This window comes from Paraburkholderia sp., from assembly GCF_035948235.1.
Classification (GTDB): Bacteria; Pseudomonadota; Gammaproteobacteria; order Burkholderiales; family Burkholderiaceae; genus Paraburkholderia.
Genome location: NZ_DASZJJ010000080.1, coordinates 40,831 through 52,574 on the forward strand (window position 1 = coordinate 40,831; position 11,744 = coordinate 52,574).

The following is an 11,744-nucleotide window of genomic DNA, read 5'->3' on the forward strand; positions in this document are numbered from 1 at the left end:
CTCAATGCGACGCCACAACGGGAACCGGCACGCGCACGCTGGCAGGCAGGCATGCGGGACCGACCGGCTCAAAACTCTTGTAGGTAAGGATGAATTCCTGATGCCCGAGCGCTTCGGACTTCGAGCGCGCACCGCGCGCCACATCGAGCGTGACGTCGAACACCTCGCGGCCCACGTCTTCCAGCGTGGCGTGGCCTTCGAGAATGCGGCCCGCGTCGACATCCATGTCGCCCGCGAGATTGCGATAGGTGAGTGGATTCGCGCACACCTTGATCACGGGCGAAAGCGCGGACCCCACCACGGAACCGCGTCCCGTCGTGAAGAGAATTACATGGGCGCCGCACGCGATAAGCTCGGCGATTTCTGCGTTGTCGCTGATATTTGGGAATCCGAAACGTGGTTCGCCATCCGGAACCACGTCGAGCAGATAGAGACCGCCGGTAGGCGGCACGTCGCCCGGCTTCACGATGCCCACAATAGGCGACGCGCCGCTCTTCGCATAGGCGCCCAATGACTTTTCTTCCTGCGTGGTAAGGCCGCCATCGGCATTGCCCACCGCGAACGAGCCATGCCCGAGGATCGAGTAATAGCGTGCCGCTTTCGCCACGCAGGCGACGATTTCATCGCCCAGTTCGGGCCGCGCCGCACGGCTTTTCATGTGATATTCGCAGCCCACCAGTTCGCCCGTTTCCTCGAACAGACACGCCGCGCCCGCATCGATAAGCCGGTCGAACGCGCGCCCCACCGCCGGATTTGCCGTGATGCCGCTAGTGCCGTCCGAGCCGCCGCAGATGGTGCCGACCACCAGTTCGTCCAGCCGCATCGGTACCTTCTCCTGCTGTGCAAGCTGCGCGCGCGCCCCGCGCACCCAGTCCATGCCGTACTGGATCGTGCTGCGCGTGCCGCCCTTTTCCTGGATCGTCAGCACTTCTACAGGTCTCCCGCTCGCGCGCACCTGTTCGACGAGATAGTGTTTGTTCATGCTCTCGCAGCCAAGCGAAACGAACAGCACCGCGCCCACATTCGGATGCGTGGTGAGGCGCGTCATCATCTTTTCCGCGTAGGCGTTCGGGTAGCAGCCCGGAAAGCCGATCAGATGCACGCTCGCCTCGTGCGGCGCATTGGGATCGTCGAACGCATCGAAGGGTTCGCGAAACTGCGCGACGATTTCGCGCGCGACGTGATGCGCGCACTCGACCAGATAGGCCACGGCTACCACGTTGCGGATGCCCTTGCGGCCATCGCTGCGCGGCCAGCCTTCCAGCATCGGTGCGGAGACTTCGGACGGGTTGATTTGCGTGTCGCTCATGGGGTCGTTCCTGCTTGCTTTCGCGCTAGCCGTGCGAGATGAACTCGTGGCCCGCGTCGTGCGTATAGGTCGGCAGATAATCGCTTTCGAGGTTGTGCGTGTGCAGATGCTCGCCGCGTGCGACGTCCATCGTCACATGACCGATGCGCGCGCCGTAGCGCAGCACCTTCTCGTCCTTCGCGAGCGCGCGCCGCGCGACTTTATGGCCCAGTTCAATGGTCCGCGCGAGCGTCACGCGTTCGCCTTCGATATCAAGCGTCTCGCCTGCGGTTAGGCGCGCCGCCGCGATCAGACAGTTGTCGTCGGGTGCGAGCAGGATCAGGCGCGCATCGGTGCCGGTGTTGTTGACGCGATCGTTCAAGACGGGTCTCCGCGCTTCAGTTCTGGGCTTCGCCGCCCGCCAGCCGCGCCACCATCAGCGAGCCGAGGATGATCGCGCCGTAAATTGCCTGCACCCAGAACGACGGCACCTGGGCGAGCGTCAGCAGGTTCTGCACCACGCCCAGCAGCAGCACGCCCAGCAGCGCGCCGAACATCGTGCCCTTGCCACCGTCGAGCGAAATCCCGCCAATCACCGCCGCGGCAAACACAGTAAAGATCATGCCGTTGCCCTGGTTGGCGTTGATCGCACCCACGTAACCCGTCACGATCAGCCCGCCCAGCGCCGCCAGAATGCTGCCGAGCACGAATACGCCCCAGGTGATGCGCTCGACGCGAATCCCCGCTGCGCGCGCCGCATCGGGATTGCCGCCGATTGCATAGAGCGCGCGGCCGATGCGGTGATAGCGCAACATGAAGGCCGCGAACGCAAACGCCGCCGCCGCCAGCCAGACGGAAAGCGGCAAACCCAGCACGATGGTGGTGGCCAGGGCGAAGAACGACGGCGGCATGTCGAACAGCGTGCCGCCCTTGGTCGCGCCGACCAGCATGCCGCGCAGCACGATCAGCATGGCCAGCGTGACGATGAAGGCGTTCAGGCGCAGCCGCACGACCAGAAAACCGTTGACGAAGCCAATCAACGCACCCACGACCACAATCATCAGGAGTCCGACAAATGCAGGCCACTGCGTACCAAAGCCCGCCGACGCCGCCGGCATCACCAGCATCGCGCCAACGGCTGGTGCAATGCCCACCGTCGATTCGAGCGAGAGATCGAACTTGCCGGTCAGCACGATCAGCGACTCGGCCAGCACCACCAGCGCGAGCGCCGCCGAAGCGCCCAGCACGCTGATCAGATTCGCCTTGGTGAGAAAGCTCGGACTCACGAAGCCGCCAATCGCGATCAGCAGCACCAGCGCGGGCAGCAGCGCCAGATCGCGCAGGCGCGCGAATTCGATGCGCGGTCGCGCACGGCGGCCGGCCAGTTGGGCCGCATCCGCCGGGGCTGTTGCGAAAGCGGGCGTTGGAATACTAGGCTTCATGTAGATCGACTCCTTCAACCGATGCAATCAGTTCATGGTCCTGCCAGCCAGCCGCGAACTCCGCCACCACGTTGCCGCGAAACATCACCAGCACGCGGTCGCAGGTGCGCAGATCGTCGAGTTCGCTCGACACCACCAGCACGGCCTTGCCTTCCTCGCGCACGCGGTCTACGACCGAGAGCAGCGCTTCCTTCGACTTCACGTCCACACCCGCCGTGGGATCGATCAGCACCAGCACCTCGGGATTGCTGGCAAGCGCGCGCGCCATCACCACCTTCTGCTGGTTGCCGCCCGAGAGCCCAGACACCACATGGTCGGGCCCCTGCGCGACGATGCCGAGCGCTTCAATCATGCGGCGGCCCACCAGATGCTTCTTCGCGGGCGGAGCGAAACCCAGACGCCCCAGCAAACCGGCAATCGTCATCGAGGCGTTTTCGGCGACCGATTGCGTCAGCACGAGGCCTTCGTGATGGCGGTCCTTCGGCACACAGCCCACGCCATGCGCGAGCGCGTCGGGCACATCGCCAGGCTTGAGCGGCGCGCCGTTCACGCGGATTTCGCCCGCTGTCTGCGCCGCGAGGCCCGCCACCGCCTCGCCCACGCTCGTGCGCCCGCTGCTGGTCGCGCCGGTGAGGCCGACCACCTCGCCGCGCCGCACCGCAAACGACACGCCGCTGTAATCCGCACCGCCGATATCGCGCACGTCGAGCGCAACGCGCGCGTCGGCGGGCAAGGCCGCACGCGCCGCCGCATCGGCGACATTGAGGCCGCCGCGCTCGCCCGTCATCGCCTCGATCAGACGCTCGCGCGGCAATTCGGCCACGCTCGCGCTGACGATATGACGCGCGTCGCGCAGCACGGTCACCGCCTGGCAAATCTCATACACCTCCTGCAAATGGTGCGAGATGAACAGAAAGGTCACACCCTCGCGCTGCAACTCGTCGATACGGCGAAAGAGCCGCTTGATCTCTTCGCCGTCGAGTTGCGCCGTGGGTTCGTCGAGAATGATGAAACGCGCGCCATACGAGAGCGCCCGCGCGATTTCCACAAGCTGGCGCGCTTCCACCGTGAGGTCGCCCGCGCGCGTGTCCTCGCGCACGTCGATGCGCCAGTGATCGAGCAGCGCGCGCGCGTCGCGCCGCATGGTGGTCCAGTCGATCACGCCGCGCTTCGTCGGCTGGCGATTGATGAAGAGATTCTCGGCGACCGTGAGATCGCGAATGATCGTCGAATGCTGATAGACGCAGGCGACGCGCTCGCGCCACGCATCGCGGTCGGCGATCGATGGCGCGGCTTCGCCGTTGAAGCGCACCGAGCCTTCGTCGGGCTTGCGCAGGCCCGTGAGGATCGACACGAGCGTCGATTTGCCCGCGCCGTTGCGCCCCACCAGCGCGTGCGATTCGCCCGCCATCACGCGCAGGCTCACGTTCGAAAGCGCCGCCGTGGAGCCGAAGCGCCGCGTCACGCCACTGGCCTCGACCACGGGCGGCAGCGCCATCGCCGCCCGCTCGCGCGACATCGCGAGCGGCGCAGCGGCGGCGGGTCGATCCACGCTTCGATCGCTCATTGGACCGCTCATTTGATCGTGTTACCCCAGAGGTTCTTGTCGTCGACGTTCTGCTTCGTCACGAGCGGCGCCGGCAACTGGTCTTCGAGCACGCCGGGCTGCAACTGGATAATGTTGCTGTCGTGATCGGTCTTGCCCGGCTTGAAGGTTTTGCCCTCCAGCGCGGCCTTGATGTAATAAAGGCCGTATTTCGCGTAGAGATCGGCAGGCTGCGAAACCGTGGCGTCGATCTCGCCCTTGCGGATTGCTTCGTATTCCTGCGGAATCCCGTCATTCGAGACAATCACGATATGCTTCGCGTCGCCGGCGGGAAATAGCAATTGCTTGCGGCGCAGCGTCTGCAGCGTGGGCGAGAGATAGACGCCGCCCGCCTGCATGTAGATCGCTTTCAAGTCGGGATTCGCGGTAAGCAGGCTGTCCAGCGCACTGGCGGCCACGTCGCCCTTCCAGCCCGCCGGAATCTCCAGCAGCGAGAGATTCGGATAGCGCTTCAAACAGGCGCGAAACGCCTCCGAGCGATCGCGCCCGTTCACGGACGCCAGATCGCCCATGATCTGCACCACCTTGCCTGACTTCACGTGTTCGCCGATGTACTGGCAGGCTTTCTCGCCATAAGCGCGGTTGTCGGCGCGCACCACCATCGCCACGCTGCCCTGCGTGGGGGCGACATCGACGGCCACCACCTTGACGTTCTTCTGCGCCGCGTTATCCAGCGCGCGGCTGATGGCGGCCGAATCGATCGGCCCCACCACGATGCCCTTCGCGCCCAGATTGATCATGTTGTTCATGTCCGTGATCTGCTGCGCGGGATCGTTGTTCGAATTCACGGGCGCGAGAATATCGACGCCCATCTGCTTCGCGTACACGCCCAGGTAGTTGTTGTACGACTGCCAGAACGGCGAGGTAAGCAGCGGCAGGCCGAGGCCAACCTTGCCCGCGTCGGCGGCGCGGGACGCACCGGGCGCGGCGAGCGTCGCGGCGCAGGCCGCAAGGGCGCCAAGCGTCTTCGCGAGAGCGCGCGTGCGGCGCGATGGAGTGGAGCGGCGGGCTTCGTGATGCCCGGATGCGAACGCCATGTCTGTCTCCTGTCGACGCTGATTTCGTCGGTTCTTTCGTTGTGGAACCATCCGTGTGCGCCGCGCCCGCGAGATCAGGCGAATTTTGCGAGCTAACTGCGCCTGCGGCGCTGCGACTGCTCTTTCCTTTTCAGACGATGCTGGTGTATGTTCACCAGTGAACCTATTATTCATATACGCACGACACAAGGTCAAGGAATGTGCGCTGCAGCAACCGTGAGTGATTTCCCTGGGGCCGTCGGGGTCTTCGGGGCACGGAGAGCCGCGCGCCCACCAGGAAGGACAGAACGAAAATGAAGGAAGCGCTGGAACACGACGCAAGGGACGACAAGGACGAGAAAGACGACGCGGACCGCTACCGCGCGCCCGCGCTCGACAAGGGGCTAGACATCCTCGAACTGCTCGCCGAGCAGCGCGGCGGCCTCACGCGCGCCGAGATCACCAAGGCGCTAGGGCGCAATGCAAGCGAGATCTATCGCATGCTGGAGCGGCTCGTGGCGCGTCAGTATGTGATGCGCTCGGAGGCTGGCGACCGTTACGCGCTAAGCCTGAAGCTGTTCGCGCTGGCACACCGCCATCCGCCGATGGAGCGCCTGATCGCCGAGGCGCTGCCGCTCATGCAGCGCTTCGCCAACGACGCGGAGCAATCGTGCCATCTGGCTGTCTATGACCGCGGCAATCTGCTCGTGATCGCTCAGGTGGACGGGCCGGGCACATGGGGGATCGCCGTGCGGCTGGGATCGCGCGTGGGTCTTGTCGATACGAGTTCGGGCCGCACGATCCTCGCGTACCAGAGTCCCGAGCAACGCGCCCACATGCTCGCGGAGCACACGAAGGTCAAAGGCGAAGTCGCCATCGATCACGCTGCGCTGGAAAGCGCCTGCGAGCAGATCCAGGCGACGGGGTTCTCGCGCAAGGACAGCCAGCAGATTTTCGGTGTGACGGACGTGACGTTCCCGGTGCTCGGGCCGTCGGGGCAGGCCATTGCGGCGCTGACCTGCCCGTTTCTCAAGCGCATCGACGATTACGTCGCGCCGTCGCTCGACGAGGCAACGCAAATGCTCGGGCAAACCGTGCAGGCGTTGTCGATGTTTCGGGAGGAAGAGGCGTAAGCGATTACCCGATTCCAACAGTTTATTGCGCGACCACCGGCCCCAAGCCCCCCTCCACTTCGCGCCTCACGATCGCCACGTAGAGTTGCTCCAGATCGCGGGTAAATCGCTGCGTGTCGAACAGCGGCGCCTCGCTTCTTGCCTGCGCGAGGCGCTTGCGAACCTGAGCGTGCCACGCCGGATCGCTCGCCAGCGCCAATGCGATCTGGAAATACCCGTCCAGGTCGCGCGCGACCAGTTCACCCAGCCCGACCGCGTTCAGCAGGCTCGCGCCCACGCGCCCCGCGAACAGCCCACCAACGGCCGACACCATCGGCACGCCAACCCACAGCGCGTCGCTGCCCGTGGTGTGCGAACCGGTCGGCAGGGTATCCAGCGCGAGATCGGCCAGTTGCAGCCGCGCGAGATGCGCGTCCTGTGGCAAACGCGGCGCGAAGATCACACGTTCGCGCGCCACGCCCTTCGTTTCAAAGAACGCATGGAGATTGGCGCGCGCGCGTTCGCTGCCGGGATCGAGCAGCCAGAGCACGCTGGCTAGCGTGGCGCTCAACAGATGCGCCCAGATCGACGCCATCTGCGCATTGAGCTTGAAGGTCTGATTGAAGCTGCAGAACACAAAGCCGCGCTCGGGCAGGCCCGCCGCAGCGCGCGAGGGGCGCTGCGGATCGCGCTCGCGACGATGATCGTTCGGCTGGTAGCAATGCGGCATCAGCGCCAGCGTTTCGCTGTAATGCGGCGCCGTAGCAGGCGGCGTGACCACCGCGTCGCCGATGATGTAGTCCGCCAGGCGCGCCGCGCCCAGCGAGCCGGGATAGCCCAGCCAGCTCACGATCACCGGCGCGGGCCGCAGCGCCGTGATCCCCAGGCGCATATCGGTCGTGTAGCCCTTCAGATCGACGAGCAGATGGATGCCGTCGTGTGCGATCTGCGCGGCGGCCTGCGCATCGGTGAGGCCGCCGATGGCATGGAACGTCGCGGGCATCGCAGCGAGCCGCGTCTGCCAGAACGCGTCCGGCGCGCGGTTTCCATAGGAATACAGATGAATCTCGAAGCGCGCGGCATCGTGCAGTTCCAGCACGCCCGCCAGCAGGCGCAGCGTGGCGTGCTCGTGAAAATCGGCGGAAAGATAGCCGATGCGCAGACGTGCGCCCGCCTTGTACGCCGCCAGCGCTTCGGCCAGCCCCGCGCCGCGCGCGACGAGCGGCTGCGCCGCCAGTTCGCCGCGCCAGCGCGTTTCGGCAAAACGCCGCCCCGCTTCGCGATGCAGCCCCGGCGTGAGCGCCGGAATGCCCAGCAAACCCCACGGCGTGAGATTGTCCGCCGCGCCCGACGCCACCATCTGCAGCGCCGACTGATCGATACGATCGAGTTCGTTCCAGTTCGCGGCGCGACGCCGCACGAATTGCACCGACTCCCACCGCTCGCCGCGGCGATACGCCTCGTCGGCCTCGTCGGGACGGTTCAGGCGCTCCAGCAAGCCGCCATAGCACTGCCACAGGTGCATCGCTTTCGGATCGAGTTCGAGCGCTTTTTTCAGGCTCGCCTCGGCGGCGTCGAGCTGGCCCGCGTCCTGTTGCAGCATGGCCAGGTTGCCGTGCGCGAGCGCGTAGGCAGGATCGGTTTCGATGGCGGCGCGATAGGCGGCTTCGGCGTGCGCGGTGGCGTTGTGTTTCTTGAGCAGGTTGCCGAGGTTGTTGAACAGGCGCGCTTCGCGCACGCCCTGATTGATGGCCGAGTAGTAGGCCGCGATGGCGTCGTCGTCGCGGCCTTGCCAGAGCAGCGCCCACGCGAGATCGCGTTGCAGTTCGCCGCTGTCATGCAGGGACAGCGCGTGGCGCAGCGCCGCTTCGCCCGGCGCGAACTGCTGCTGGCGCGCAAGCGTCACGCCAAGCTGGTGCCAGGCGGCGGCGTGCCGCGGGTCCTGCGCCAGAATCTCGCGAAACAGCGCTTCGGCGACGGCGTATTGGCCGGCGTTCAGGCGATCGATGCCACGCTTGAGCAGATCGGCGGAACGGGAAGATGGGGTCGGGCTGGAGATTTTCATGCCCCGATGATAGGAAGCCGATTGGGGCGCGACCATCAGAGCGTTCCTGGTTTGGCGCGACATATTTCACGTTTGCGCAACTGGGAGCGCAGCGCGCAAACCGGTTAAAATGGCGGCCCTCTCAAATTCCGTCCGGCACGCGACACAGGCCGAACGCGCACAACTACCTCATGGCGAAACTTCTCAGCGATCACGAATTCCAGCGTTTTTCCGAGCTTCAGCAGAAACAGGCGAGCTTCACGATTTCGGCAGAAGAAGCCGACGAGCTGCGCGACATCGTCGCGCGCGCGCAAAAGAAGCGCGACGACCGCGCAGACGCGATGAAGACCGTCGAAAACGCCATCGAGCAATTCGAGATCACGCCGGACGAGCTGTTTTCGGCCGAGCAGATCGCCGAAGCCGCACGCAATTTCGGCCTGATCCCGGCCACGCGCAAGGAGCGCGTGCTGCCGCCGTCGCTGACGTTCAACGGCAAGACGCACCAGTGGACCACGCGCGCGCTGCCGGAAGAAATCCGCACGCCGCTGTTCGAGGCGTTCCAGGGCGGCCAGTCGGTCAAGACCTTCATCGCCACGCCGAAGGACGCCGCGCGCTGCGCCGCGACCATCGCGCGTCTGGAGAAGGAAACCGGCGCGCAGTACGCCGAAGCCTGGCTGGAAGAGCTGTCGGTCACGCGCGCGCAGGTGGACGAAGCGCTGGCGAAGATCGCCGCTTGATCCAGCCTCCCGGCATGCCGCTCAGTCGAGCGGCATCCGGAACCCCACCACGCCCGGATCATCCGTCGGCGTCACGGTGAAGCCCATCGCGCGCGCCAAGCCGATCATCGGCGCATTCTCGCGCAGCGCCTCGCCCACCAGCCAGTGCGTGCCGCGCGAGCGCGCGTAGGCGATGATGCGGTCCATCAGCAGACGGCCGAGTCCGCGCCCCTTCAGCGTCGAGAGAATCGCCACGGCGAATTCGGCGGTCTCGTTGTCCGGGTCGGACACGGCGCGCGCCACACCCAGCGTGCGCGGCTTGCCGTCTTCGCCCACCACGCTCGCGATGAGCGCCATCTCCCGGTCATAGTCGATCTGCGTCATGCGCGCGAGCTGCGAGTGATCGAAGCTGCGCACCGCCGAGAAAAACCGCAAACGCAGATCGTCAGGCGTCATCGATTCGACGAAGGCGCGGTGCATGTCTTCGTCCTCGGGCCGGATCGGCCGGATCGTCAGGCGCTCGCCGTGCCAGTCGAGGGTCTCTTCCAGACGGCGCGGGTACGGCATGATCGCAAAACGGCTGCGCTTTTCGGCCAGGCGGATGCGCGGCGCGGCCAGCGCGACGCCGCCCGGGCGCACGCGCAGCGTCAACTGCATGCCGACGATCTCGCGCACCTCGCATACCGTTTGCGACAGCTCCGTCAGCGCGCGCAGCGCCGGTTCGGGCGCGACGCGCCGCGCATACGGCGACTGCGCGATGATGTCGCGCGAGAGCACCGGATTGAGCGGCGGCAGGCTGTACACGCGCAGCGGCGGCGAATAGCCATCCGGCGACGGCGCCGCAAAGCGAAACACCGGGCCGAAGTTGTCGTCGTCGCGAAACTCCACGCCCACGTCCACGATGGTGTCCGGCGGCGCGGCTTCTTCCACCGTCTCCAGACCGAACGCGGCAAACAGACGCGCCGCCTCCGCGCCCTCCAGCGTGTCGCGCCCGGCCGCCAGCGCCGCATGCGCAATGCCCTGGGCGGCTTCGATCGCAGCCGCCCCTTGAGCGGGCAAGCTTTCAGGCGTCTGCATCAGCAACTGGCGGCCCAGCCGGTAATCGACCAGACGCGCAAACGCGCGCGCGAGCCGCCGCGGCGTTGTATGCACGGGAATGCCGTGCGCGTGCAGCGCGTCGCGCGTGGCCTCGTCCACGCCGCCAAAAAAGCACGCGAGCAGGCCGCGATACGCAAAGCGCTGATGCTCGATCAGCGTGCGCGCCACCTCGTTCACCGGCGCGCTATGCGTAGGCGCATGCACGACGAAGGCCGTGCCGCTCGAACGCTGCGAAGCCAGCGTCTGCAGCGCCTGGCCAAAATGTTCAGGCTTTGCCATGTCGCCGAGTACAAGCGGATTGCCCGCCTGCGCGTGCGGCAACGCCCCCTCCACGGCCGCGCGGGTTTCGTCGCTCCATTGCGCGAGCGTGTCGCCTGCCTTGTTGAAGGCGTCGCGCGCAAGCGTCGCCACGCCCCGGTCGCTGGTGATGAGCGTGGCCGTGTCGCTTGCGGCTACGCGGCCCACACCCAGGGTTTCGATTTCGTCGAGCAGATCGTCGAGCGTATCGACGCGCACGAGGCCCGCGCGCCGGAATGCCGCTGTATAGAGCGCGTCGCCGGGTTCGTCGCGGCCGCTGCGCAGCGCGAGCACAGGCTTGTTGCGCGCCGCCGCCCGCGCCGCCGACATGAACTTGCGCGCCGCGCGGATGCTGTCGACTTCGAGCAGGATCGCGCGCGTCGACGGATCGCTCGCCAGATAGTCGAGCACGTCGCCGACGTCGATATCAGCCTCGTCGCCCAACGCGACCGCGTGCGAAAAGCCCAAACCGCGCGCATCGGCCCAGCGCAGCACGGCATTGGTGAGCGCGTTGGACTGCGAGACCCACGCCACGCCGCCCTTGCGCGCCACCGTGGCGGCTGCGCCGAGTTGCGCGTTGAGCGCGGGCGTGAGCGCGCCAAGGCTGCCCGGCCCGAGTATGCGCAATAGATGCGGGCGCGCCGCCGCCAGTGCGTGGCGCAGATCGGCATGGTCTTGCTCGCTACGCACCTCGCCGACGATGATGGCCGCGCGCGTGCCCATGCCGCCCAGCCGGTGCACGAGCGCGGGCCACGTAGCCGGGCGCGTGCAGATCAGCGCCACGCTGGGCGCTTCGGGCAGATCGCCCGCGTCGGCCACCACAGGGCGGCCGTCGAATTCAGCGGTTTCACCGGCATGACGCGGGTTGACAGCCCACAGCGGCCCGGAAAATCCACCCTGGATCAAGCGCTGCCAGACCATCTGGCCGATACTGCCGTCGCGTTGCGAAGCGCCGATCACGGCCACGGACTTCGGCTGGAATATCGCGTCGAGATTGCGTACGGTCACTGCCCCTCCTCGCTCTTCTCATGGCGCAGGCGCGGCACATGGATGACCGCCGCCCGTCGTGACGATGAGGATAGGCGAATCGGCCTGCTCATGCGTGGATATCGCCGCCAGCCGGGC

At 66.4% G+C, this 11,744-nt stretch carries 9 protein-coding genes; 2 read left to right on the plus strand and 7 right to left on the minus strand.

The features are described 5' to 3' along the window. Position 1: 1 nt before the first annotated feature. The 5 genes from VG320_RS06205 to VG320_RS06225 are packed head-to-tail and all read right to left on the minus strand — an operon-like array spanning position 2 to position 5,373. Entirely contained in the window at positions 2-1,309 is a 1,308-nt protein-coding gene (locus VG320_RS06205; RefSeq protein WP_327199258.1) for a UxaA family hydrolase, read from the minus strand. Between the two features lie 25 nt (positions 1,310-1,334). Next, positions 1,335-1,670, minus strand: a complete 336-nt coding sequence (locus VG320_RS06210; protein WP_327199259.1) for a UxaA family hydrolase — start codon at positions 1,668-1,670, stop codon at positions 1,335-1,337. A 16-nt stretch (positions 1,671-1,686) separates the two neighbouring features. Further along, a complete protein-coding gene (locus VG320_RS06215; RefSeq protein WP_327199260.1) occupies positions 1,687-2,730 on the minus strand; it encodes an ABC transporter permease in 1,044 nt (347 codons plus the stop codon). Then, positions 2,720-4,249, minus strand: coding sequence for a sugar ABC transporter ATP-binding protein (locus VG320_RS06220; RefSeq protein ID WP_327199267.1), 1,530 nt, complete (start codon positions 4,247-4,249; stop codon positions 2,720-2,722). Before VG320_RS06220 ends, VG320_RS06215 begins: the two co-directional genes overlap by 11 nt. A gap of 56 nt (positions 4,250-4,305) precedes the next feature. Next, positions 4,306-5,373, minus strand: coding sequence for a sugar ABC transporter substrate-binding protein (locus VG320_RS06225; RefSeq protein ID WP_327199261.1), 1,068 nt, complete (start codon positions 5,371-5,373; stop codon positions 4,306-4,308). A gap of 293 nt (positions 5,374-5,666) precedes the next feature. Here VG320_RS06225 and VG320_RS06230 point away from each other — a divergent pair, with 293 nt between their 5' ends. Next, complete coding sequence (locus VG320_RS06230; RefSeq protein WP_327199262.1) at positions 5,667-6,485, plus strand: IclR family transcriptional regulator; 819 nt, start codon at positions 5,667-5,669, stop codon at positions 6,483-6,485. A gap of 22 nt (positions 6,486-6,507) precedes the next feature. Here VG320_RS06230 and VG320_RS06235 read toward each other — a convergent pair whose 3' ends face one another. After that, the gene (locus VG320_RS06235; protein WP_327199263.1) at positions 6,508-8,529 is read right to left on the minus strand and encodes a tetratricopeptide repeat protein; all 2,022 of its coding nucleotides are present in this window, start codon (positions 8,527-8,529) and stop codon (positions 6,508-6,510) included. A gap of 170 nt (positions 8,530-8,699) precedes the next feature. On the opposite strand from VG320_RS06235, the gene VG320_RS06240 reads away from it, so the two are divergent. Continuing rightward, entirely contained in the window at positions 8,700-9,245 is a 546-nt protein-coding gene (locus tag VG320_RS06240) for a hypothetical protein (RefSeq protein ID WP_327199264.1), read from the plus strand. 21 nt (positions 9,246-9,266) lie between these two features. Here VG320_RS06240 and VG320_RS06245 read toward each other — a convergent pair whose 3' ends face one another. Then, a complete protein-coding gene (locus VG320_RS06245; protein ID WP_327199265.1) occupies positions 9,267-11,627 on the minus strand; it encodes a GNAT family N-acetyltransferase in 2,361 nt (786 codons plus the stop codon). Positions 11,628-11,744: the final 117 nt, after the last annotated feature.